At 59.2% G+C, this 24,699-nt stretch carries 22 protein-coding genes and 1 tRNA gene; 10 read left to right on the top strand and 13 right to left on the bottom strand.

Going from position 1 to position 24,699, the window contains the following annotated elements; translation table 11 throughout:
• Positions 1-16: 16 nt before the first annotated feature.
• Complete coding sequence (locus tag FXO12_RS07490) at positions 17-874, bottom strand: SDR family oxidoreductase (RefSeq protein WP_014718015.1); 858 nt, start codon at positions 872-874, stop codon at positions 17-19.
• Between the two features lie 308 nt (positions 875-1,182).
• On the opposite strand from FXO12_RS07490, the gene FXO12_RS07495 reads away from it, so the two are divergent.
• Entirely contained in the window at positions 1,183-5,328 is a 4,146-nt protein-coding gene (locus tag FXO12_RS07495) for a CheR family methyltransferase (protein ID WP_057978085.1), read from the top strand.
• A gap of 15 nt (positions 5,329-5,343) precedes the next feature.
• Here the strand turns inward: FXO12_RS07495 and FXO12_RS07500 are convergent, their stop codons facing one another.
• Both FXO12_RS07500 and FXO12_RS07505 read right to left on the bottom strand, forming a co-directional pair.
• Positions 5,344-5,859, bottom strand: a complete 516-nt coding sequence (locus tag FXO12_RS07500) for a hypothetical protein (protein WP_057978087.1) — start codon at positions 5,857-5,859, stop codon at positions 5,344-5,346.
• 14 nt (positions 5,860-5,873) lie between these two features.
• Positions 5,874-6,095 carry a PLDc N-terminal domain-containing protein gene (locus FXO12_RS07505; protein ID WP_003190416.1) on the bottom strand — a complete coding sequence of 74 codons (222 nt, stop codon included), beginning with the start codon at positions 6,093-6,095 and terminating at the stop codon, positions 5,874-5,876.
• Between the two features lie 288 nt (positions 6,096-6,383).
• Here FXO12_RS07505 and FXO12_RS07510 point away from each other — a divergent pair, with 288 nt between their 5' ends.
• Positions 6,384-7,658 carry a glycoside hydrolase family 68 protein gene (locus FXO12_RS07510; RefSeq protein ID WP_057978089.1) on the top strand — a complete coding sequence of 425 codons (1,275 nt, stop codon included), beginning with the start codon at positions 6,384-6,386 and terminating at the stop codon, positions 7,656-7,658.
• Between the two features lie 305 nt (positions 7,659-7,963).
• Here the strand turns inward: FXO12_RS07510 and FXO12_RS07515 are convergent, their stop codons facing one another.
• On the bottom strand, positions 7,964-9,673 hold the full coding sequence (locus tag FXO12_RS07515; protein ID WP_057978091.1) for a polyurethanase: 1,710 nt from the start codon (positions 9,671-9,673) through the stop codon (positions 7,964-7,966).
• A 254-nt stretch (positions 9,674-9,927) separates the two neighbouring features.
• Between FXO12_RS07515 and FXO12_RS28940 the strand changes: the two genes are divergently transcribed.
• The 6 genes from FXO12_RS28940 (at position 9,928) to yecR (ending at position 13,230) form a co-directional block, all read left to right on the top strand.
• On the top strand, positions 9,928-10,236 hold the full coding sequence (locus tag FXO12_RS28940) for a transposase (protein ID WP_057978987.1): 309 nt from the start codon (positions 9,928-9,930) through the stop codon (positions 10,234-10,236).
• A gap of 8 nt (positions 10,237-10,244) precedes the next feature.
• A complete protein-coding gene (locus tag FXO12_RS07520) occupies positions 10,245-11,075 on the top strand; it encodes an IS3 family transposase (RefSeq protein WP_232458742.1) in 831 nt (276 codons plus the stop codon).
• Between the two features lie 135 nt (positions 11,076-11,210).
• Positions 11,211-11,510, top strand: coding sequence for a hypothetical protein (locus tag FXO12_RS07525; RefSeq protein ID WP_054922084.1), 300 nt, complete (start codon positions 11,211-11,213; stop codon positions 11,508-11,510).
• A 275-nt stretch (positions 11,511-11,785) separates the two neighbouring features.
• Positions 11,786-12,394: a hypothetical protein gene (locus FXO12_RS07530; RefSeq protein WP_057978347.1), complete on the top strand. Its 609-nt coding sequence runs from the start codon at positions 11,786-11,788 to the stop codon at positions 12,392-12,394.
• Positions 12,395-12,436: 42 nt separating this feature from the next.
• Complete coding sequence (locus FXO12_RS07535; RefSeq protein ID WP_057978349.1) at positions 12,437-12,853, top strand: hypothetical protein; 417 nt, start codon at positions 12,437-12,439, stop codon at positions 12,851-12,853.
• Positions 12,854-12,927: 74 nt separating this feature from the next.
• A complete protein-coding gene (gene yecR / locus FXO12_RS07540) occupies positions 12,928-13,230 on the top strand; it encodes a YecR family lipoprotein (RefSeq protein WP_057978352.1) in 303 nt (100 codons plus the stop codon).
• A gap of 209 nt (positions 13,231-13,439) precedes the next feature.
• Here the strand turns inward: yecR and FXO12_RS07545 are convergent.
• The 5 genes from FXO12_RS07545 to FXO12_RS07565 all read right to left on the bottom strand — a co-directional run bounded on the left by FXO12_RS07545 (position 13,440) and on the right by FXO12_RS07565 (position 17,152).
• A tRNA-Gly gene (locus FXO12_RS07545) sits at positions 13,440-13,515 on the bottom strand.
• A gap of 60 nt (positions 13,516-13,575) precedes the next feature.
• A complete protein-coding gene (pgsA, locus tag FXO12_RS07550; protein ID WP_003190391.1) occupies positions 13,576-14,136 on the bottom strand; it encodes a CDP-diacylglycerol--glycerol-3-phosphate 3-phosphatidyltransferase in 561 nt (186 codons plus the stop codon).
• A gap of 32 nt (positions 14,137-14,168) precedes the next feature.
• Entirely contained in the window at positions 14,169-15,992 is a 1,824-nt protein-coding gene (gene uvrC, locus FXO12_RS07555) for an excinuclease ABC subunit UvrC (protein ID WP_019821446.1), read from the bottom strand.
• 1 nt (position 15,993) lies between these two features.
• Positions 15,994-16,635, bottom strand: coding sequence for a UvrY/SirA/GacA family response regulator transcription factor (gene uvrY / locus FXO12_RS07560; protein WP_003190387.1), 642 nt, complete (start codon positions 16,633-16,635; stop codon positions 15,994-15,996).
• A 151-nt stretch (positions 16,636-16,786) separates the two neighbouring features.
• On the bottom strand, positions 16,787-17,152 hold the full coding sequence (locus tag FXO12_RS07565; RefSeq protein ID WP_054895748.1) for a helix-turn-helix domain-containing protein: 366 nt from the start codon (positions 17,150-17,152) through the stop codon (positions 16,787-16,789).
• 82 nt (positions 17,153-17,234) lie between these two features.
• Here FXO12_RS07565 and FXO12_RS07570 point away from each other — a divergent pair, with 82 nt between their 5' ends.
• A complete protein-coding gene (locus tag FXO12_RS07570; RefSeq protein WP_044273192.1) occupies positions 17,235-17,474 on the top strand; it encodes a DNA-binding protein in 240 nt (79 codons plus the stop codon).
• A 35-nt stretch (positions 17,475-17,509) separates the two neighbouring features.
• Here the strand turns inward: FXO12_RS07570 and FXO12_RS07575 are convergent, their stop codons facing one another.
• On the bottom strand, positions 17,510-17,956 hold the full coding sequence (locus FXO12_RS07575; RefSeq protein ID WP_057978354.1) for a GNAT family N-acetyltransferase: 447 nt from the start codon (positions 17,954-17,956) through the stop codon (positions 17,510-17,512).
• Entirely contained in the window at positions 17,957-18,706 is a 750-nt protein-coding gene (locus tag FXO12_RS07580; RefSeq protein WP_057978357.1) for a carbon-nitrogen hydrolase family protein, read from the bottom strand.
• Between the two features lie 617 nt (positions 18,707-19,323).
• Here FXO12_RS07580 and FXO12_RS07585 point away from each other — a divergent pair.
• On the top strand, positions 19,324-20,403 hold the full coding sequence (locus FXO12_RS07585) for a 3-deoxy-7-phosphoheptulonate synthase (RefSeq protein WP_057978359.1): 1,080 nt from the start codon (positions 19,324-19,326) through the stop codon (positions 20,401-20,403).
• A gap of 124 nt (positions 20,404-20,527) precedes the next feature.
• On the opposite strand, the gene FXO12_RS07590 is transcribed toward FXO12_RS07585, so the two are convergent.
• Together FXO12_RS07590 and FXO12_RS07595 are read right to left on the bottom strand one after the other, a co-directional pair.
• A complete protein-coding gene (locus tag FXO12_RS07590) occupies positions 20,528-20,950 on the bottom strand; it encodes a hypothetical protein (protein ID WP_057978362.1) in 423 nt (140 codons plus the stop codon).
• Between the two features lie 134 nt (positions 20,951-21,084).
• Positions 21,085-24,699: a transporter substrate-binding domain-containing protein gene (locus FXO12_RS07595; RefSeq protein WP_057978365.1), complete on the bottom strand. Its 3,615-nt coding sequence runs from the start codon at positions 24,697-24,699 to the stop codon at positions 21,085-21,087.

Raw genomic sequence — 24,699 nt, forward strand, 5'->3', positions numbered from 1 at the left:
CCTCCTCAATCACTGATCAAAGTATCGGCTTGCCACCCGTCACGCCGTAGCGTTCGCCGGAGATGTAGCTGCCTTCATCCGACGCCAGCAGCACATAGATCGGCGCCACTTCCACTGGCTGGCCTGGGCGTCCCAATGGGGTGTTGCCGCCAAAGTTTTTCACCATGTCCGGCGTCATCGTCGAGACAATCAACGGCGTCCAGATAGGCCCGGGTGCCACGCTGTTGACGCGAATCCCCCGCTCGCCGAGCATCTGCGCCAGGCCGGCGGTGAAGTTGGCAATCGCGCCCTTGGTGGCCGCATAGGGCAACAGGCTGGGGTTGGGCATATCGGAGTTGACCGAGCTGGTATTGATGATCGAACTGCCCTCGGCCATGTGAGGCAGTGCGGCCTTGCAGATGCGGAACATCGCGGTGATGTTGACGTTGAAGGTTTTCACCCAGTCCTCGTCGGGGATGTCTTCCAGCGATTGATAGGTCATCTGGAACGCTGCGTTGTTGACCAGCACATCGATGCGGCCGAACTTCTCCACGGTGTCGTTGACGATGGCCGTGCACTGCGCCGCATCGCCCAGGTCGCCGGGCAGTAACAGGCATTGACGACCCGCCGCCTCGACCCAGCGTGCGGTCTCCTTGGCGTCTTCATGTTCATCCAGATACGACACCGCCACGTCCGCGCCTTCACGTGCGAAGGCAATGGCCACGGCCCGTCCGATGCCGCTGTCGGCCCCGGTGACCAAGGCGATTTTATTGGCGAGCCGGCCCGAGCCTTGGTATGACTGCTCACCGCAATCGGGCATCGGGTCCATCTTGCGCTGCTCACCGGGTACGGGCTGTTGCTGGGCGTTGAAGGGTGGTTTTGGATAGCTGTTCATCAGAACGTCTCCTGGGTGGGTTTCTCTTTGCGAGGGTTCGCCAGGAAGCGAAGTTCAGACGGATTTTCAGAAAATCGGATAACCGTGCAACCGCGATGGCCACTCGTCAGTTTGATTAAACCTTCCGCAGGTTGCGTGCCTCAACCGGCAGCAAGTGGTCGGTCGAATGACCGGGTGGCCTAAACGCATTTTTTGTTGGCGGCAGGTTTTCAGCTATATTTCACTGTCGGTTCAGCCCTCGCCCTCGTTGCTCAAGTTCTTCCCTCTACACCCGTCTTCCTGTGCGCCGTTATCCAAGGTTGGTATTTATGAAGTCTGCCCCCCCGCGGTCCCCCAACGTTCCGCAACGCAATGATCTGACCCCCAGCAACTTGAATTTCCCGGTGGTGGGTATTGGCGCGTCGGCGGGCGGGCTGCAAGCCGTGAAAGCGTTCTTCGAGCACATGCCCAGAGACTGCGGCATGGCCTTTGTGGTGATCCTGCATCTTTCGCCCGACCATCAAAGCGTGGCGGGCAAGATCATTCAGGAAACGACCCGCATGCCGGTGTCGCAGGTCAATGACGCCACGCCCATCGAAAAGAATCACGTGTACGTCATCTCCCCGGCGCAGCTCTTGAAGATGAACGATGGTTACCTGGCGGTCTCGCCTGCCGTGCGCGAAGGTGGACCGCACATTGCCATCGACCTGTTTTTTCGCGACCTGGCAGACACCCATAAAGAACGCGCGTTTTGTCTGATCCTGTCTGGTACCGGCTCAGATGGCGCGGCAGGGCTGTCGCGCATCAAAGAACAAGGCGGCATCACCCTGGTACAAGCACCGGAAGACGCCGAGTACGATGGCATGCCGCTGGCGGCCATCGAAACCCAGATGGTCGACCTGGTGCTGCCTGTGGTGGAAATGCCGCAGAAGCTGCTGGAACTGTGGCGCAATGCCCAGTCGATTGTGCTGCCCACCGCCAACGACCCTGAGATCAAGACCACCCCACCCAGCACCGAGCGCGATGCCGCCGTGGCCGAGCAGCTGTTGCTGGATATTCTGATCCAGTTGCGCGCCAGTACCGGGCATGACTTCAAGCATTACAAACGCGCCACGGTGTTGCGTCGTATCGAGCGGCGCTTGCAGGTCACGGCCCAACCCGACCTCGCCACCTATTACAACTTCCTCCAGGCCAACCCGGACGAAACCAAGGCTTTGCTGGGCGACATGCTGATTGGCGTGACCAACTTCTTTCGCGACCGCGAGGCCTTCGAAGCGCTTGAGCGAGACGTAATCCCCAACCTGGTGAAGTCACTGGAAGACAGCGTGCCGCACCGTGAGGAAGTGCGTATCTGGTCGGCAGGATGCTCCACCGGCGAAGAGGCCTACAGCCTGGCGATGCTGGTGGCCGAGCAACTGGCGCTGGACGCCAGCGGTGCAAAGATGCAGGTGTTTGCCACTGATATTGATGAGCGGGCCATTACCCATGGCCGCAACGGCGTGTACCCCGAAGCGATCATCACCGACGTACCGCCTCAACGGTTGCGCCAGTACTTTGCCAAGGAGAAGAACCAGCACTACCGGGTGCGCAAGGAAATTCGCGAAAAGGTACTGTTCGCCAAGCACAGCCTGTTGGCCGACCCACCGTTTTCGCAGATCGACCTGATCGTGTGCCGCAACCTGTTGATCTACCTGGACCGCGAAGTGCAACGCGACATCCTGCAAATGTTCCACTTCGCGTTGCGCCCCGGAGGTTACCTGTTTCTCGGCTCCTCGGAGTCGGCCGACGGCTGCCTGGACCTGTTTGTACCGGTGGACAAGCGCAACCGCATTTTCAGGGTGCGTGCCGGCTCGTCCGCCGTGCGTCGCGCCCCGACCATGCCGCGAGGCGGCTACCTGCGCCCGAGCGCCACGACGCTGGCGATTGAAACCAAGGCGCCCAGCAAGGTCTCGTTCGCGGACATCCATCTGCGCGCTCTGGAAAAAGCCGCGCCGCCCAGCGTTATCGTGAATATGCAGGCCGATATCCTGCACATGAGCGAAGGCGCAGGTCGATTCCTGCGCTACGTGGCCGGCGAGGTGACGCACAACCTGCTGACGTTGGTGCATCCCGATTTACGCCTCGATATCCGCACCACCTTGTTTCAGGTCCAGCAATCGAATAGCCCGGTGTCTTCGCGCAAGATCCGCATCCAACGCGAGCAAGGCCCCTTCCTGGTGGACATCAGCGCCCGCCCCTACCGCGATGAAGCGACCGAAAACGACTACGTGCTGGTGATCTTCCAGGAAACCGCCGTCGACCCACAGCTGCCCGACATCGACACCGTCAGCCAGGCCGAAAACGCGATCATGAGCAACCTGGAGCGCGAGCTGCAACGCACCAAGTTGCACCTGCAGGACACCATCGAACAGGCGGAAGTCTCCAGCGAGGAACTCAAGGCCTCCAACGAAGAAATGCAGGCCGTCAACGAAGAACTGCGCTCGGCCACCGAGGAGTTGGAAACCAGCAAGGAAGAGTTGCAGTCGATCAACGAAGAATTGCTGACCGTCAATTTCGAGCTCAAGACCAAGGTGGAAGAGACGGACAAGGTCAACGACTACCTGACCAACCTGATCGCGTCCACCGACATCGCCACGGTCTTTGTCGACCGCAACATGCGCATCCGTTGGTTCACGCCACGGGCCACGGATATTTTCAGTATGTTGCCGGTGGACACCGGACGCTCATTGCTGGACATCACCCACCGCCTCAATTACCCGCAAATGACCGAAGACGCCGCCACCGTGTTTGAGTCCCTGAGCTTGATCGAGCGGGAAATCAGCAGCAACGACGACCGCTGGTACATTGCGCGGTTGCTGCCTTACCGCTCCAGTGAAGACCACATTGATGGCACCGTGCTGACCTTCATTGATATCACCAAGCGGCGTCAGGCCGAAGAGGAACTGCGCCTGGGCGAGGAGCGCATGCGTCTGGTTGCCGAGAGCACCCACGACTTTGCCATCATCATCCTCGATGACCACGGCGCCATCACCGACTGGAACACCGGTGCCGAACTGATCTTCGGCTACACCAAGGACGAGGTGCTGGGCGCTTACTACGACCTGATTTTCTCCCCGGAAGACCGCTCCGCTGGCGTGCCGGAGAGCGAACTGCGCACCGCCCGCGAACATGGGCGTGGCGAAGATGAACGCTGGCATGTGCGCAAGGATGGCAGCCGTTTCTATTGCAGTGGCGAGGTGACGCAGCTCAAGAGCGACAGCTTGCGCGGCTACGTCAAGATTGCCCGCGACCTTACCGGCCACAAACGCACCCAGGACGAACAGAATCAGCGCTTGAAGGAAACCCAGACCAAAAGCCATCTCAAGGATGAGTTCTTCGCGGTGATGTCCCACGAACTCAAGCATCCGTTGAACCTGATCCAGCTGAACGCCGAACTGTTGCGGCGCTTGCCAGCCACCAAGGTCGCGGGCCCGGCCATCAAGGCGGTCAATACCATCTGCGAAGCGGTGTCCAGCCAGGCGCGGATCATTGACGACCTGCTGGATGTCGCCCGGGTTCGCACGGGCAAACTGAAGCTGAAAAAGCAACCGATCGACCTGATTCGCACCCTCAAGGACATTCACAGCGTGGTCCTTGCCGACGGTCATCGTCGCCAGGTCAGCCTTCAGACACCTTCGGTGCCGGGCCCGTTGATCGTTGACGTAGACCCCACGCGCATCGAGCAAGTGATCTGGAACCTGGTCAACAACGCCCTGAAATTCACCCCCGAAGACGGCCAGGTGCAGTTGGTGGTCAGCCGCTCGGACGGGCGCGCGCAACTGGACGTCATCGACAGCGGCGCGGGCCTGGCCCAAGAAAGCCTGGAAGAAATCTTCGACCTGTTCGGGCAAGCGGAAAACCAGCACCAGACTCACCAGCGCGAAGGCCTGGGGATTGGCTTGTCGTTGGTGCGGCAGCTGGTGGAGGCCCACGGCGGTTCGGTGAGCGTGCATTCGCGAGGGTTGGGCTTCGGTTGCACCTTTTCGATCTGGTTGCCGCTGTGCGAACAGCAGGATCATCTGCTGGATAGCGGCGCTACCCAGAACGAAGATCAGCGCCTCAATGGCCTCAAGGTTTTACTGGTCGATGATTCAGCCGAAGTCCTTGAGGTGCTGAACATGCTGCTGGAAATGGAAGGCGCCCAAGTGAGCGCCTTCAGCGACCCGTTAAGCGCACTTGAAACAGCCCGGGATGCCCAGTACGACGTGATTATTTCGGACATCGGCATGCCTAAAATGAATGGCCATGAGCTGATGCAGAAGCTGCGCAAAGTAAGCCACCTTCGACAGGCTCCCGCCATCGCCTTAACGGGCTATGGCGCTGGCAATGACCAGAAAAAGGCGACTGAATCGGGCTTTAATGCGCATGTCAGCAAACCCGTGGGCCATGACTCGTTGATCTCCTTGATCGAAAAACTGTGCCGCTCACGCCGTTAGGGTTTGGGCTGACGGTCAAGGGTAGATGAACTGAGAGAAGCGCACGGACGCCCCTGTGGGTCGCGACACCTGGGTATCCACGCTGCCCACCGTGTCGCTGCGCAAGGTCAGGTGCAACACGGCCTGGCCGGCGCTGTCACTCAGCATCCAGACGCTTACACCCTCCCCGGCCGCCCTGGCCTTGAGCGGCTGCGGCTGGAGCGTCTCGATATTGAAACCGCGCAGCAGCTCACCGCTCAGCTCGACCTCCAGGGGTTGTTGCGCCTTGCCTTGCACATGAATCACCAGCCCATCGGAGGCGCCATTGCGTAAAAAGCGTTGGTACTCCACGCGCAACTGCCCATCGGCACTGCGCACTTCGCGGGTGCTCAGCGGCCCGCTGGAAAACAGGCCCGCCAGGCTCAGCCCCATCAGCACCAGCAGCGCGTACCAACCCACCCTTTCAAAGCGCCAGACCTTGCGCTGCAAGGCCATATCTTCCGGTACCGGGTAGTTGCGGCTCTGTAAGTCGTCGGGGTCTGGGTTGTTCATAGCGCGGCCCGGACTCAGCCCTTGCTGTGCTCGGGAGAAGACGGCCCCTTGGTGACACCCCTTGGGCCGGCAATCGCCCATATTGCGGCGCCCAGGAACGGCAGTACCACGACGACAGCACTCCAGCCTGCCTTGCTGGCCGATGCGTTATCGCTGCGCCAGATGCTGTTGATGATCCACGCGTCGAGCAGTACGAGGATCACTGCCAGGCCTATCCAGAAGTAAGTGGTTTGCATGATGCACCTCCAGGTTATGTAACTTTTGGCGCGCAGGCGCAGGCAGGGTTCATTATTTTTGGGCTTTCTGCCTGGCGCTTGGTTTGCCGCCATCATGCGGACAACTTCGCCGATCCATTCAGGAACGAACCGCTTTAAACAAGACGAGCTGAAACGTATCAGCTTTGGAAAAAGCACGAATTATGCACAAGTGCATTTTTAACCTTGACCCATAGCGACGAGTCCTCTAAATTCAAATAACTGTATATGAATACAGTATTTTGAATCCCTTCATGGACGAGGCTTACTATGAAAAGCACCCCTTCGAAATTTGGCAAAACACCCCATCAACCCAGCCTGTGGACCCGCGCCGATGCGCTCAAAGTCCATGCGGACGACCCCACCACCACCCAGCCGCTGGTCAGTGCGAACTTCCCGGTATTGAGTGACGAGGTTTTTATCTGGGACACCATGCCGCTGCGTGACATCGACGGCAACATCACCTCCGTCGACGGCTGGTCGGTGATCTTCACCCTCACTGCGGATCGCCACCCGAACGACCCGCAATACCTCGATCAGAATGGCAACTACGACGTCATCCGCGACTGGAACGATCGCCATGGCCGGGCAAAGATGTACTACTGGTTCTCCCGCACCGGCAAAGACTGGAAACTCGGCGGCCGGGTAATGGCTGAAGGGGTTTCGCCCACCGTGCGCGAATGGGCTGGCACACCGATCCTGCTGAACGAACAAGGCGAAGTGGACCTGTACTACACCGCCGTCACGCCCGGCGCGACCATCGTCAAGGTGCGTGGCCGCGTAGTGACCACCGAGCACGGCGTCAGCCTGGTGGGCTTCGAGAAGGTCAAGCCACTGTTCGAGGCGGACGGCAAGATGTACCAGACCGAAGCGCAAAACGCCTTCTGGGGCTTTCGCGATCCATGGCCATTCCGCGACCCGAAAGACGGCAAGCTGTACATGCTGTTCGAAGGCAACGTGGCCGGCGAGCGCGGTTCGCACAAGGTCGGTAAAGCCGAAATCGGCGACGTGCCACCCGGCTATGAAGAGGTCGGCAACTCGCGCTTCCAGACCGCCTGCGTCGGGATCGCCGTGGCCCGCGACGAAGACGGCGACGACTGGGAAATGCTCCCACCGCTGCTGACCGCGGTCGGCGTCAACGACCAGACCGAACGCCCGCACTTCGTGTTCCAGGACGGCAAGTACTACCTGTTCACCATCAGCCACACCTTCACCTACGCCGACGGTGTAACCGGCCCGGACGGGGTGTACGGTTTCGTCGCCGATTCGCTGTTCGGCCCGTATGTGCCGTTGAACGGCTCTGGCCTGGTACTGGGCAACCCGTCCTCCCAACCGTTCCAGACCTACTCGCACTGCGTCATGCCCAACGGCCTGGTGACCTCCTTTATCGACAGCGTACCGACTGACGACACCGGCACGCAGATCCGTATCGGGGGCACCGAGGCACCGACGGTGGGTATCAAGATCAAAGGGCAGCAAACGTTCGTAGTCGCCGAGTATGACTACGGCTACATCCCGCCGATGCTCGACGTCACGCTCAAGTAAACGGAGGCTGTAAGACAACGGGTTTGAATTCGATGACAAACCCGTAGTGGATAGCATCGAGGTATCCCGTCTGATGCAACTCACCCCACCTCACTGGCTACAAGGATGTCGCCAGTGAGGTGGGGTGCGCCGCACCTGTGGCGAGGGAGCTTGCTCCCGTAGCGGTCTGACAGCAGACGCTGATCTCACTGACACGCCGCGATCCAAATGTGGGGAGTAAGGTAGATACGCCTAGGCTGACAGGACGTCACGGGAGCAAGCTCCCTCGCCACAGGTTCAGCGTCACATCACCGTTATTTGGAGACTCAGGAAATATAAATCCCCGCCCCATTCAACTGAGTCATATTCACGCCAACCAACGTCACAGAATTGTCCCCGAAGGACAGCAGCGCGTTGTCCTCGAACATCGAGACATGGGAGCGATAATCGTATTGCTGTCCCAAGTCAGGAATACCCATGAACACCAGCTTATCGCTGGCCTGGTACCCCTCGACCCGGTCATTACCAAAGAGGCCGTTGAACAGGAAGGTATTGCTGCCACCGCCCGACACCATCAGGTCATTGCCCGCCCCGCCAACGAACACGTTATTGCCCTGCCCACCGATCAAATGATCGTCGCCGCCCAAACCAAATAACCACTCCCCTGCTGCATGAGCGGTGAGAACGTTATCCTGTACATCGCCGTTGACTGAGGGCACGTAGTGCGTCAAGGCTGTTCCGGCCAGCAGGCCCTGGCCGGTTACGGTATAGGTGATGTCGTGAGAACCCCACGGAATTGAATTCCACAGTATGTAGGACGTCTCCTTACTCACCAGCGCGCTGATATCCCGAGTCATACTGATACCACCATAGGCGTCGTTGACGTACAGCGTGCCATCGCCATCATTGGCAAAGCTGAAGCCGGCCAGTGGTTTTTGGAGTTCGAAGACGTTATCGCCCTGCCCGCCCAGCAGGATGTTGTAGCCACCGTCATCGCGAAAACGATCATCACCGGCCCCGCCTTCCAGGAAGTCATTGCCGGCCCCGCCCTTGAGCAGGTCGTTGCCCTCGGTGCCGAGGATGAAGGTATTGCCGGTGTGTTTTTCAGCGTAGCGGTTCAGATCTTCTACCCAGGTGGTTCCACGCGCAGCCTCTGTAAGGCTGGAAACCACGATGGTCGAGTCCTTGTCGGTCAAGTCATAGAACTGCGAGGACGCGATGCGCCCCAGGCCCTGGATATAACCGTCCAGGGAGTGGGCCTTGGCGACGCCCCAATTGAGGCTATTGGGTAAATGCGCCGAGAACGACGCGTAATTATCGGTAAAGCTGACGAGGTTGTTCGCGGCCGAATCCCAGCCCCTGTCGTTACCCCAGAAGAGCGCCGAGGTGTTGATGCCGTTTCCATCAATGGCTTTGAACACCGGATCGTTCTCGTAGCCGATATTCAATACCTGAGTGTCACCTGAACGTTGGGTAGGTGAAGCGAAGGTCACATAGTGAGCGTCCTGGTAGAAGCCGCCCCAATAATCGGGGCTCAAGGCCGCCAGGCTGTTGGCCCCGAGCGCGCCGAGGCTATGGCCGGTGACCAGGATATCCTTACCGCTCAAGCCTTGGCTCACGGCGTAACGGGCGACGTTTTCGAGCAAGGCGCTGAAGGCGAACTTGGCGTAATTGGCGGCGTATCCGGGAAGTGCAGCGGCTGCCAGGTCGCTGGCCACGTCACCCGCGCCATCCCAGGTCAAGCCAAAGGACGTGCCACGAAAGGCAATGCCCATGGCAATCAGCCTGCCACCCCCATCGTACTGCCCGAGAATCTCGACGTTTGCCGAAGGGGCCAAGGCAGTCTCGCCCCAAAAGGTGCCTTGCTTGTCGACGTTCTGCGTCACGCCCAACGCTTGCGCACCAATGGGCGCCCAGCCACCGGTGGCCAGGGGTTTGCCGGTGGAGTCATAAGCGTACTCGGACAACGCCAAGGCGTTGTCCAGCAGCGCTTTGGCTTGCTCGCCCCTCATGCTCTTGTAATCGAAAACGCCCATGCCCTTCGCCCCTTTCAAATGACTATCAGATGGCGATCAGTTCGCACAGCCGGGGTCGATTGAGTGCGCGGCGCTGGGGAGTGTCAAGGGTTACCTAGAAATTCAATAATGCTCATCAAATCACCCTCTCATCCGTGCGCAGGTGCATGCCGTCGATCAACGTGTGTTCTCAATCACCCAATAGTCGGTGAACTGGCCTAATGCTCCCGGACACCTCTTAAGGGCGATATGATTCGCCCAATCAGGAGGTTTCCATGCAAGAGCGAAAGACCTACACCCGCGAGTTCAAGCAACGTGCTGCAAGCATGGTTCTTGATGATAATTGCTCAGTTCCCGACGTATGTGCATCGATGGAAGTTGGCCCTACGGCTCTGCGCCGCTGGGTTGATCAGGTTCGTAAAGAACGCCTGAAAGGGCAGCCAGTGGTTGGTACCAAGGCAATCAGCGAAGAACAGCGAGAGCTGCAGCAGCTGCGAGCCAAGATCAAGCGTCTGGAGACCGAGGCTGAAATCTTAAAAAAGGCTACGGCTCTCTTGATGTCGGATCCCGATCGTTTTTCCTGATCGAGGAACTGAGAGAGTCGAGTTCATATCCGACCTGCCTGCTTTGCAGTGCGCTGGGCGTTTCCCGTAGCGCGTTTTATGACTGGCTTAAGCGTCGCTCAGCGCCGAATACCAAGCGTGACGCACTCAGAGCAAAAGTCGTGCAACTGCATGACGAAAGCCGGGGAAGTTCAGGCGCGCGGATGATCTCTCAGCACTTGAAGGCCCAGCAGATCAAGGTGGGACGGCATCTGGCCGGAAAACTCATGGCGGAGGCAAATCTGGCCAGCAGGCAGCGCCGCCGCCATCAGTATCGCTCTAGAGGAGTCGAAGCATTTGTGGCCAAGAACTTGCTCGAGCGTAACTTCGAGCCAGCCGCAATTAATCAGGTCTGGTGCGGCGACGTTACCAGCCTGATGGTTGGTAAACGCTGGTATCACTTGGCAGCGGTCATTGATCTGTTCGCCCGCCGAATCATTGGCTGGGCGTTTTCCCTGATCAATGACGCCGACCTGGTTAGCAAGGCGCTGAGAATGGCGGTGGAGGTTCGAGGCAAACATGCAGGCTTGATCTTTCATTCGGATCAAGGCTGCCAATACACCAGCCAGCGCTTTCAGTCTGAGCTGCTGGAACATGGGATAACGCAAAGCATGAGCCGCAGGGGGCAGTGCTGGGACAACGCGCCAACAGAGCGTTTCTTCGGGACGCTCAAGTCAGAGTGGGTGCCCACCAAGGGTTATACGACAGTTGAAGAAGCCAGGCAGGATATGACCAGCTTCTTCATGCGATACAATCGAATCAGGCTCCACAGCTACAACAACTACCTGTCGCCAATAGCCATGGAGCAAAAAGCGGCATAAACACCGTAATCGGTGTCCGGGATTACTTGACCAGTTCACTCCGCCGCCGTAGGGAAAATCTCTGTCCCCTCATTATTCCCACAGGCGGCACGGCGCACAATTTCTGGTCGCCGCCACTCGCAAGGAGCCACACCCATGACCAAGACCTCAACCGCCCTCCTCCTGCTCGCACTGACCAGCCTGCTGGCCGGCTGCACCACCAATCCCAACGTATTGCAGATACACAAAGTCACAGCAGAGGCGATTGGCTTGGCCTCTACGGATGAGCTGACCATGGGCCCGGTCACCAAGAGCAAGGAGGACTTCCTGGGCGGCGCTGAACTGAACTTCAAAGCCACGACCGCCAAGGGCCGTGTGTTCAACTGCTCGACGGTCATGACTCCAGGCATCCTGCTTGAGCCGCCGAAGTACTCGCGCCTGACCTGCACGAAGTAACCCTGACAACCGGTGCGGGCATCGCACGCACCGGCTATGTGGATGGACGTCGGCGTGCCACCCTCCAATTTCTGGAGCGTTTTCACTACCGTGATACCGCCCCCACAACGCCATTGAAAGACACCTCCTACAGACCCAGCGCATGGGTTCGCAGGACGCGTCCTGATTGCGCCCACGTTATTGAAGCCCACGGATGACACTGCCTAGGATGTGCCCACTCGCTCATTTGATTGAGCCTTGGCCCTCCCAGCGTCCACGACAGGAGTCGATTGACCATGTACAACAACATCACCCTCGGTTTGCGAAAGCGCCTGCTCGCAGGTTCGACCTTCGCCCTCTTATCGCTAAGCGCAGCCCCCGCGCTGGCCACCGATTGGTGGATGATCTTTGGCACCGGCGACACGCCTAACAGAGACCTGTTCTTCGCCGATACACAGTCGGTAAAAGCCACACAACAAGACCCGCAAAACACACAGCTGACGGTCGTGCAGGTGTTCGAAAGTCCCAACAGCCCCAACTACGTGAGCTACACGCTGGAGCTGCAATGCGCGCAACGACAGCTCAGGGTGAACTCGGCCACCGCCTACCTGCGCGCCGGGGCCACCACGGTGCTGCCGGCGCCTAAACGCTGGGTGCCGGTGCCCAAGAGCTGGCTGGAGCATGGCTATGACTTCGCCTGCGCACCAGGCAAACGCAAGTCCAACGCCATGATGCCAATGGGCGTTGGCTCCATCGACAACGCACAACTGGTAGCGATCACGCAGCAAGGCCTATTCAATCAGTTGCCGGGTAATCAGCCGATCCGCATTGAGTCCAAGAAGAGCAGCACCGAGGACGTGATGCGCGACCTCAATTTCCTCTTGGGCGCACCTGAGAAAAAATGACCTCCGGCGCCAACCGGCACGCTTGAATAATGAGTGATCAACATGAAATACACAGGCGCATTGGCCTTGGCCCTCGTACTGCTGCAGACCGGCTGCGTCAGTTTTGACACCGTCCCGGAAATGTACGCGCGCAGCCAATGGAAAGGCCGCCCGGCGCAGGACGCCCTCAATTTCTTTGGTCCACCCCAAAAAATGGATCGCACCGCTGACGACCAGCATGTGGTGATGCAGTGGTACCGCGACACGTCCTACAACAGCAATGAGGTGGTGGCACAAAGCGCGGAAAGGCAGGGCAACGTGATGGTGCACACCAACTATTGGGCAACCGTCAATAACCCGAATCGCTGCATCCTTTCCATCATCGTCGATCAGGACAGAAAGATTGTCGGGTTTGAAGCCGATGAAGGCGAGTTGCTGCTGTCCAGTGGCTGCCAGTCGGTCAAATTTGGGCCGCCTTAAGGCGACCTACGCTAAGGCTGGCTAACAAAAAAACACCTGACAAATGTCATTTCCATGAAGGATCGTCCTCGACAATGAAATCCATCATCGTCGCCATCGCCCTACCGCTCTTTGCAGGCTGCGCAACGCCGAAATATTGGGAGGCCACCGGCGGCAACCCGTCCGACGGCCTTGTGCAACTCTTCTACGTACAGACGCCGTTTGAGTACGCGCAGATCCGGGAGTCCCAAGGGTTGGCGATTGCCACGGGGCGCTGCCAGTTTTGGAACTACGCGCGCGCTGAGCGCGCAGGCGCGCAAAAATCCGTGTGCCACACGATGGGGCAATTCCACTGCCTGGAAACCACCGTTACTCAGGATTATCGGTGCCAGAAGTGACACCCTCCCAAGGCGTCGAGGCGCATCGGGAAGTTGAGCGAACAGTAGTTGGCCTGGCGACCCAGGCGAACTGAGCGGATCTGGTAACATACGAACTTGAGCGCGTCCCCTACGGTTGTGCGCACAAACAAAAAAGACGCCTAAGCGTCTATTCCGTAAATCACAAGCAAAAAAAAGCCACTCGTTAGAGTGGCTTTTTCATTAATGCTTGGAGCGGGAAACGAGACTCGAACTCGCGACCCCGACCTTGGCAAGGTCGTGCTCTACCAACTGAGCTATTCCCGCTTGGTGATGCGCATTCTATAGAATCCTCAGCACCCGTCAACCCCTTGATTCAAAAAAGTTTTATTTCTTTTCAACGGTGGTTCGCAGATGGGGCCAGGCCGCACGCAGATATTGCAGCATGGACCACAGGGTCAGGCCGGCCGCGACCAGCAGCAAGGCGTAGCCCGTGAGCACCCAGAACGAGAAGTCCGACGGGTTGGCCAGCAGGATCACCAGCGCGAGCATCTGCGCGGCCGTCTTCCATTTGCCCATGTTGGAAACGGCGACGTGGGCGCGCGCGCCGATTTCGGCCATCCATTCGCGCAGTGCCGAGACGACGATTTCGCGGCCGATGATGACGGCGGCCGGGAGGGTCAGCCACAGGTTGCCGTGTTCCTGCACTAGCAGCACCAGGGCGACGGCCACCATGAGTTTGTCGGCCACGGGGTCGAGGAACGCGCCGAAGGGCGTGCTCTGTTCCAGGCGGCGGGCCAGGTAGCCGTCGAGCCAGTCGGTGGCGGCTGCGAAGGCAAATACCGAACTGGACGCGACGTAGCTCCATTCATACGGCAAATAGAACAACAATATGAAAATCGGGATAAGCAGGACGCGTAGTACGGTGATCAGATTAGGGATATTCATCGGCACAACTGGCTACGAGGTGAGAAGGCATTCTATTCGCTGTGCAGGTTTGCATAAATCAATTCAGCGAGCTTTTTACTGATACCGGGTGCTTTGGCTATCTCGTCAATGCTGGCACGGGACAGCTCCTGCAAGCCACCAAAATGTTTAAGCAAGTCGCGACGTCGCGTCGGGCCTACCCCCGCAACCCCTTCCAGGGTTGAGGTTCGCCGAGTTTTGCCACGGCGGGCGCGGTGGCCGGTAATGGCGAAACGGTGCGCTTCGTCGCGAATTTGTTGAATCAGGTGCAGTGCGGGTGAGTCGCCCTTCAACGTGAACTCATGGGCGGCATCATTCAAGTACAACGTCTCGAAACCGGCCTTGCGCGTGGTGCCCTTGGCCACACCGAGCAGGATCAGGTCGGGCACCGCCAGTTCGTTGAGCACGTCACGGGCCATGGATAACTGGCCCTTGCCCCCGTCTACCAGCAGGATATCGGGCAACTTGCCCTCCCCGTCCTTCAACTTGCTGAATCGCCGCGTGAGCGCCTGGTGCATGGCGGCGTAGTCATCGCCGGCGGTAACGCCTTCGATGTTGTAGCGCCGATAGTCGGCCTTGATCGGCCCTTCCGGCCCGAATACCACGCAAGAGGCCACCGTGGCCTCACCGCTGGAGTGGCTGATGTCGTAGCACTCCAGGCGCTGGGGCGGCTCGTCCAGGTTGAGGACCTCGGCCAGGGCGTCGAAGCGTGCAGCGACGTGCTGTCGATTGGCCAGGCGTGCACCCAGGGCCTGTTCGGCGTTGGTGACGGCCAGTTGCTGCCAGCGGGCACGGGTGCCGCGTACGCGGTGGCTGATGTCCAGCTCGCGGCCGCGCAGCTCGTGGATGGCCTCGATCAAGGTGGGGAAGTCTTCGTGCACCACGTTGACGATCAGTTCAGACGGCAGGTCCCGCTCAGGGCTGCTGACGTAGTACTGGCCAAGGAACGCGGCCATGACCTCTGCCACGTCTTCGTCGATACCGGTCTGCGGGAAGAAGTTCTTGCTGCCTAATACCCGCCCGCCTCGTACGCTGATCAGGTGCACACAGGCGCCGCCCGGGTTGACGAACGCGGCGATCACGTCGACGTCACCGGTGCCGCCTTCCATGCTTTGCTGGTCCTGGACACGGCGCAGCAGGGAGATCTGGTCGCGCAGTTCGGCGGCCTTTTCGAAATCGAGGGTGCTGGCGGCCTGCTCCATGGCCCCGGACAGCTCGTCGGTGAGTGCGTTGCTGCGCCCTTCGAGGAACATCACCGAATGGCGCACATCTTCGGCGTACTCCGAAGGTTCCACCAGGCCCACGCAGGGCGCCTTGCAGCGCTTGATCTGGTATTGCAGGCACGGCCGGGTGCGGTTCTTGTAGAAGCTGTCTTCGCATTGACGCACAAAAAAGGTTTTTTGCAGCAGGCTCAGGCTTTCACGAATCGCCCCAGCGCTGGGGTAAGGCCCGAAGTACTTGCCCTTTTGCTTTTTTGCCCCGCGGTGAATGCTCAGGCGCGGAAAGTTGCCATCCGATAAAAACACGTAAGGGTAGGATTTATCATCACGCAGCAGGATGTTGTAAGGCGGCCGCCATTCCTTGATCAGCGTCTGCTCAAGCAGCAGCGCCTCGGTTTCATTGGCGGTGATGGTGGTTTCGACCTGGGCGATACGCGCCACCAAAGCGGCGGTTTTCGGCGCAAGGCCGGTCTTGCGAAAGTAGCTCGCCAGACGGTTCTTCAGGTTCTTGGCTTTGCCCACGTAAAGCAGGCGCGCCTCGCTGTCGAACATGCGGTACACGCCGGGGCGGCCACTGCAGGTGGAGAGAAAGGCACTCGGATCAAACGGTGTGGTCATGTCAGGCGCTGGCGTCCACCATGCCGTGGCGCACTGCGAGCAGGGTCAATTCAACATCACTGCTGATGGCAAGCTTCTCGAAGATACGATAACGGTAGGTATTGACGGTCTTGGGCGACAGGCACAGCTTGTCAGAGATGGTCTGCACCTTCTGGCAACCGACGATCATCAGGGCGATCTGGATTTCCCGCTCCGACAGCGCATCAAATGGCGAATCGCTGGTGGGCTGGAACGACTTGATCGCCAATTGCTGGGCAATCTGCGGGCTGATATACCGCTGGCCGGCAAATACCAGGCGAATGGCTTGCACCATCTCGGCCAGGCCTGCGCCCTTGGTGAGGTAGCCGGCGGCACCGGCTTGCAGCAAACGGGTGGGGAACGGGTCTTCCTCGCACACCGTGACCACCACGACCTTGATGTCCGGGTGGCTGCGCAATAGCTTGGTCGTGGCACCAAGACCGCCAATCCCAGGCATCTTGACGTCCATCAGTACCACATCGGGCTTCAACTCCCGGGCCTTGATCAGGGATTCCTCCCCCGACTCCGCCTGGCCGACTACTTGCAGGCCGTCGATGTCAGCCAGCATTCGTGTAATGCCTGTACGAACGAGATCATGGTCATCGACTACTAGCACCCTAATCAAGCAGACACCTCGCGATATGGTCTTATAGGTTGCTGAACACCTTAGCAAAAAACCAAGGCGCAGACCTAGTTGCAAGTGTCATATATATAGAGATTCAACGTGCTGCGGCTGTTCGCCGGCTGGCGAACAGCACTGTTTCCTGGGCTAAAGGTCAGGAATCCTGGGGGTGCGACTTGGCTTTTCCGTTCACCACGGATGAATGCTCAGCCAAGGTACTGGTCAAGCGACGGATTGCGTCCTGGTCTTCCTTGAACATCGCTCGGTAATTGCCCAACACTTTTTCTTCGATCTTGCTCAGGTTATCCAGCTGGATCGGCGTTGGGCTGCCGGTCAATACGTACAGGATATCCACACCTTTTTCGGCGACGCGAGACAAATAGTCGGCCTTGGGTGCACGACCACCGCTTTCATATTTGCCTTGGGCGTTCGCTTCAACGCCTCCAATTTCTCCAAAAACTTTCTGCGACAGGCCAAGTCGCTCTCTTTCTTGCCTTAAGCGCGAACCGATTCCACTCATTTGGATGTATGATCCTAAATTGGCACACCCCAAGAGGTGTCACACCATCACTTCGTTAAACAAACTTGAACGGTTTTGAACTATGCCCGGAATCCGTACTGCTGCACAAGCCAAGGCCTGGCTGGAACATCAAGGAAAGTCAGTTCAAGCGTTCGCCCGGGAGCATGGCGTAGACCCGGCAACCACCTATCAAGTGCTCGCCGGGCGAAAAAAGGGAAGGCGTGGAGAAGCCCATAAAGTGGCGGTACTTCTGGGCATGAAAGAGGGCGTTATCGTGGATGAACCTGAAGCTCAATCCCACGATGAACAAAGCACTAGCTGACAGCAGTATGCGCTTATTTGTAGGACGTGCCTGTTTTAGTCCGAGGTGAGTGCGCGACACTCACGCTCCATCCGCCAGAAGCCATCCTCTTCACCGACAATGCTCAACCCCAGGCGCTGATACAGCCTTCTTGCCGGGTTGGTCTTGAACACCGTCAAACGTAGAAAGCCCAGGCCCTCGACGCGTGCCTTGAGCGCCATTTGCTCCAGCACCCATGTGCCCGCGCCCTGCTTGCGGCAGCATTCCAGCAGGTGCAGCTCGCGGATATACAGGGCCTTGCCGTCGCGGCTCAGGCTGATAAAGCCCATGACGCCATCATCGTTGCAGATCAGCCAGTTCTCGCGGCCCGCCCAGGCCACGTCGAAGCCGTCGTTGGACCACAACAAACCGTTCTGACGGTAGTAATAGCTCATGGCCTGCTGGGTCAGGGTGCGGGCAAACGGCAAGTCCTGCTCGGTGGCCCGGCGCAAATGAAACCTCATTCAGAGGGCAACCACTTGGCCGGTCCACTGCCCGCCATCGCGACGGGCGATCACCAACGCGTCGCCGACACCGGGGGCGGCAACAAGCAAGTTGCCATCGGCGGTCCAGATCGCACTGCGACCGGCACAAGCCCAGCCTCCAGATGGGCCACCGTGGTTAGCCATCAGTACCAACAGGCCATGCTCGGCCGCATAGCCTTCAAGCAAAGCACTGTCCGCCGCGTAGCCTCCCTCGCTGATCAGTACGCCGGCGGCATACACCGTGGCGCCCGCTGCCGCCGCTTGACGTGGATGGCTGGCCTGGGAAAAGTCCGCACACACTGCCAATGCGATACGCTCCTCTGCCAATTCCAGGGCCTCACCGCCCTGCCCCGCGGCAAATGCCAGCTCTTCGCCGGGGTGCAGATGCTGCTTGGTGTAGACGCCTACTGAACCGTCCGCCCCAAGCACCAGCGCGCCGATCAGCACACCTGTTTGTGGCGCCAGACGCACCGGCATGCCCACCACAGCCGTCAACCGCAGCTCCCGCGCCAACTCACGCAACGGCGTCAACACGGCGTCTTGCGGGCCGATGGCCAAGTCGGCCGCCAGGAACGGCTCGTAGCCCGTCAGTGACAGTTCTGGAAACACCAGGCATTGCACGCCCTGTTCAGCCGCGGCCCGCATCAACGCCAGGTGCCGCTGGATATTGGCAGCGACATCGCCCGGGATGGAAACGGTTTGCGCCGCAGCAAGGGTCAAGGCAGTCATGGTCGCGTCCTGGCAATCACTGGTTGAGAGTTATCAGCATATCCACACTTACCCCATAGCGGTAAGTACTACCACGCAATAGAAATTACTGATTGAATCCACCCGCACGCCTCTAGTAAGCTCCCCCCATCATTTGGAGAGCCCCATGTTGCCACTCACCCACACTCAGGTTTGCCCTGCTGCCAGCGCCTTGCGCTCGGTGTCGGCTATCCGTGTGAACGGTTCGAGCACACTGGCAGGCTTTTATTTTGGGTATTGGTTTAGCCACTGGCGCGCCTGATACCTGAAATCGGCGCCCACTACTCAAGGGGTCGCCTACCAGAGAAATCTAAACCCCCGGTCGGCTCCCCGACCGGGGGTTTTGTTTTTTCAGCGCCTGATAACTTGTTTTTCACGCTCACTTAAAGGAATCACACCATGAACTACGCCACCTATTACCGCTACGACACTTGCACTGCATGGCGATTTAGCCAGCTCCGTTCGGGACAGCCTGCCGCCTCCGACCGGTCACCCCGTGGTGGCAAGCCAACACACGTAGCCGATACTGCCAATTGTCGAACACCCCAGTAGGCCAAGCGTGCGGGAATCGCCCGCCGCTTGCCCAGGAAGCCTTGAATATGAACTCCTCCGTCGCCGCTTTGCCCGTCTCTACCCTCAACAGCGCCAATGAAGCCTTGACCCAGCGTTTGCCCAGCGCTCTTGAACTCAAGCACCAACTCCCGCTCAGCCCGTTCCTCAACGAACAAGTCCACGCCCATCGCCAAGCCGTGCGCGCCATCCTCAATGGCGAAGACTCACGCTTGCTGGTGATTGTCGGCCCGTGCTCTATCCACGACCCGGAATCGGCCATGGAATACGCGCGCAATCTGAAGAAGCTCGCGCTTGAAGTCAGCGACCAGATGCTGCTGGTGATCCGTGCCTACGTCGAGAAACCGCGCACCACTGTGGGCTGGAAAGGCTTGGCCTACGATCCACACTTGGACGGCAGCGATGACATGGCCGCCGGCCTGACCCTGTCCCGCGAACTGATGCGTGAAATGCTGCGCCTGGGCCTGCCGGTGGCCACCGAGTTGCTGCAACCCATGGCCGCCGGCTACTTCGATGACCTGCTCACTTGGGTCGCCATTGGCGCACGCACTACCGAGTCGCAGATTCACCGCGAAATGGCCAGCGGCCTGGGCATGCCCGTGGGCTTCAAGAACGGCACCGACGGTGGCGTCGCCATTGCCTGCGATGCGATGCGCTCAGCCTCTCACCCGCATCGCCATTTCGGCGTGGACAGCCAGGGCCACCCGGCGATCATCCAGACTCCCGGCAACCCCGACACCCACTTGGTGCTGCGCGGCGGCCACCGTGGGCCCAACTACGATGCGCAAAGCGTGGCCGGCGTAAAGCACGACCTGGCCAAGTCCAAGGTGGCGGCACGGATCATGGTCGATTGCAGCCATGCCAACAGCGGCAAGAACCCGCTGCGCCAACCGGCGGTATTCAATGACGTGCTGGAGCAGCGCCTGCAAGGTGATACCTCGCTGGTCGGCATGATGCTTGAAAGTCACCTGTTCGAAGGCTGCCAGCCGCTGAGCGCGTCGATGAAATACGGCGTTTCGGTGACCGATGGTTGCCTGGGTTGGGACGGGACCGAGCAGTTGTTACGCAGTGCCGCCGAGCGGTTGCGGGAACACCGCAAAGCCGACTGATCGGTGAAAATCAAAATCCGGGAGGGAGCTTGCTCTCGCTGGACGGGGTGCAGGCCCCGTCATTTTAGACAAAAAGCGGGTCCGCTTCGCGCCCCAGCGGGGGCAAGCTCCCTAAGGGACGCGGCTAGGCCCTGGCCACCGGCATGCGGGATAACTCCCGCAGCCACGGCAACACTCGCAGGCCGTGGAAGACCTCCGAGGGGTCGACGATGCCCATGAAATGTTCAAGATTGACGTTGTCCGGCACGCCCGGCAGGCGCACCCGTATTACCGGCGTTACACCGCAAGGCGCACCCAGATCCAGGTGATCGTAGACCAGCACATGACGTACCTGAGGCTGAGCTTCGTAAGCCTGGGCCATCAGCGCCGCATTGATAATCAGCACATCGAATGGGTCGGCAGGAATAGCGGTGAGAATCCGTAACTCCTCGAACGTTTGCACCGGCACGATCCGGTAATAGCCCAACTGGTTGAGCATTTTCTCGATGTACAGGCGTTGCAGATGCTGTTCATCGGCAATCAGGATGGTCAATGCTTTGTTCGGCATGGCAAACCCCTGGGCAGGCAGTGCTCGACAGTGAGCGTCGCCCATTTTCCAGACATATGCCGACGAAAAAATCAGGCATATTCCCCCTTCATGTAAGAACTTTCCCAAATCCTCCGAAAGGCGATCAACCACAGTCAGAGCTGATTGCAATAAGCGCTTAAGCCATGATGCAAAACATCGATCGCCTCACCCACGCTTTCAACCGCTGGTCCCAATGCCTGACGGTCCCGCTGTTCACACGCCGCCTCCAATGCCTCACATACACTGATCAATGGGTTGGCCTTGACCATCCGCGCGCCTCCCTTGGCACGATGAGCCAGGTCGTGCAACTTGGCAAAGTCTGCCTGGCTTGCCAGCCGTGGCAGCAAGGCACGATCCGCCTCCAGGCTTTCGAGTAACGGCGCCAGCAATTCGACCAGCGCGGCATGATCATCCCCGGTCAGCGCAACCAGGGTGCTCAAGTTGAAGGTAACCAAGGGTCGCGGGCTCGTGCCAACTGAACGCGACGCCAATGCCGCCCGCAAGTCGTCCAGCCCGGTGGGCTTGAACAGGCAGCCATCCATGCCAGCCTGCCGACAGCGCTCGGCTTCCTCCGGCTGGGCGTTGGCGGTGAACCCGAGTAACAGGCAGGGCCCCAGACCCCGCTCACGCTCCTGTGCGCGAATCTCCTGGGCCAACTGATAGCCGTTCTTGAACGGCATATTGCAATCGGTAATGACGCCGTCGAACTGCCCCGTTCGCCACTGTTCAAGCCCTTGGACACCGTCTTCGGCCGTGATGATACGGTGGCCCAGAAAGCTCAACTGTCGGGCCAGCAGCAAGCGGTTGGCCGGGTAGTCGTCCACCACCAGAATGCTCAGCGCGCGCCCCTCAGGCGCCGCCTCTTGCACAGGCTCAATCGGGGCTGGCAGCGTGGCGGTCATGACCAGGGTCAACGTCACGTCCACCCGAGTGCCGTGCCCCAACACACTACTCAAGTGCAATTGGCCGCCCATCATTTCGCACAGGCTGCGGCTGATCACCAACCCCAGCCCAGACCCGCTGCGTGCCGATTGCTGGTTATTGCTGCCCTGGATGAACACACTGAACAACCGCTGCTGGTCGGTGACGCTGATTCCGATGCCGGTATCTTGCACCCATAACTGCACGGCCAAGCGATCGCCCTCGACCACCGCCTGCGCGACCAAACTGACCTGCCCATGGGGAGTGAACTTGATGGCATTGCTCAGCAGATTCGAGACCACCTGCTTGAATCGCAGCGGGTCGACCAGCACCGCCTGGTCAATCAACGGGTCCAGCTCAACCTGCAGTGCCAACCCCTTGGCTCGGGCCAGCCCCTCGAATACGCGTGCGACCGACGCCAACAACTCATGCAGGTTGGCGGGCTCCAGGGTCAGTGACAAATGCCCGGACTCGATCCGCGCTATATCGAGAATATCGCCGATCAGCTCCAACATACCCCGCGAAGCCACCGAGGCCACCTCCAGAGCATCGCGGTCGACCCGTCCCTGCTCGGCATTTTTCAAGGCCAGTTCGATCATGCCGATCACGGCGTTCATCGGCGTGCGGATCTCGTGGCTCATGGTCGCCAGGAAGGTCGTCTTGGCGCGATTGGCGGCGTCGGCATCGTCCTTGGCTTCCTGTAGCTGGCCGAGCAGCCGGTGCCGTTCGCTTACGTCTACCCAACCGGCAATCATGCCCACCACCTTCTCGTCGCCGTCGCGATACGGCAGCATCCACTGGTAAATGGTCAGCACATCGCCATTGGGCACCTTGAGGATTCGATCATGAATCTGCGGCTCGCCGCCGGCCATCAAGCGCAGGTAATCGTCATGAAACGACCGGGCCTGTGGCGGGTTTTCGATGTCGGTTTCCACTACGGTCCTGCCGATCACGTCTTCAAGTTTGTAGCCAAACACGTCGAGGTAGGCGTTATTGCAGGCCATCAATCGCCCTTGGCGATCACGCACGTAAATCGGGTGCGGCGTGCCGTCGATCAATACGCTCATGAACCGCATCTGATCGCTCAGCGCTCGCTCGGCCTGCAGGCGCTTGCGAATCAGGCTGCGCAGGTAAATCGCCCAGCCCAGCGTGATGGCCAACAACAACGCCGCCAACCCAAAGCCCTGAAGAATCACATTACGATAACGCAACCAATAGCTGTCCTCGATGATGACCTCGCTACGCCACTGGCCAATCAGTTCGTCCATTTCCTGAGGGGTGATGCTCAGCAGCGCCTTGTCGAGGATCGAATACAGCTCCAACTGACTGCGATTTACCCCAAAGGTCACGCGTGCAGGCTCAATGCCAACCGTGCTGCTGACACGCAAGCGGTCGCGGTAATACCGGGTGATCAGATAACGTGCGCTGATCAACGAGTTGACCGCGCCGTCGGCGTCACCATTGGCCACCAGCGCCATGGCTTGCTGGGGGTTCTCCACGTCGACAAACATCACACCTGGAAAATTTTTCGCTATGTCCTCATGCAGGCCATTGCCGACCACCATGGCCAGGCGTTTGCCGACCATGTCCTCCAGCGTGAGCGGGCTGTGGGGACCGTTACGGGTTACCAGCACAAAGGGATTGGTCAGGTAGGGCCGGGTAAAGCGCACTTTTTCAGCACGCTCCGCGCTAGGCGTGACGACCGCCAGCATGTCCGCCGTACCCGCACTGACGATATTGATCTGGCGCGGCAATGAGCCGCCCGGGACCACATCGAACTTCAAGCCGGTACGCAAGCTGATACGCGATAGTACCTCGGCACTCAACCCTTCGAACTGGCCTTGATCACCAATAAAAGATAACGGTAGAAAGTCATTGAGTACCGCGACTCTGACCCTTGGATTCTTTTGCACCCAGCGTTGTTCGCTGGCACTCAAATGCAACCGGTCAACGCCGATTATCCCCAGGTTACCTCCGCTCCAGCGGCGCAGGATTTCCATCTGCTCGCTGGCGGGAATCGCCTCCAGCGCGGCATTGAGAATGGGCAGTAAACGTGTATTTTCGCGGGCGACGGCAAACGCAAACGGGTTGACTTCCAAGCCGGAAAAATCCGCCATACGTACATTGTTGAGGTGATTGCGATTGATCAGATAGTTGCTGCTGATAGCATCCCCCAAATAGACGTCGGCGCGACCAAACGCTACGGCACCAATGGCTTCGAAAGTCGAGGCAAACAACTCCAATTGGGCCTGGGGGTAAAACGCCCGAACGGCGTCGGGCTGCATATAGTGATACAGCATCGCTACGCGCTTGCCCGCCAGGTCGTCGTTCAACACCTGGCTATCGCCGCTGCGAGTCACCAGGGTCGGTTGATCGTTGGCGTAGGAGCGAGACAAAAGCAGTTGTGGGTCGGCCGCTTCGTAGCCATTGGCGGAACCGAGAAAATCCACGCCCCCCTGCTTCAAGGCTTCGATCACTTCATCGCGGGTATCGTAACGCCGTACCTCTATGGAGATATGCAGGGCCTGACCCACCAGTGCGGCAAAATCGGCGGTGATACCTTCGAGCTCGTCGTTGTTATTGGTCAAGTCAAAAGGCGCGTAATCGGGAGCAGAAACCCCCATCAACAATGTGCGCCGCTCGCGCAGCCAGCGCCAATCAGACTCGTCCAGTGCTACCTGCGGGGTGTCAATACGTGAGTGCCCCAACAGCCGCAAAGCATGGGGCTCATCCAGGGCCACCGCGATCTGAGGTAACAGGCTCATCCAGAAGATCGTGGCGAACCTTATAAACGCGGTGGTGATCAT

Source organism: Pseudomonas sp. J380, assembly GCF_009827115.1.
Taxonomy (GTDB): Bacteria; Pseudomonadota; Gammaproteobacteria; order Pseudomonadales; family Pseudomonadaceae; genus Aquipseudomonas; species Aquipseudomonas paracarnis.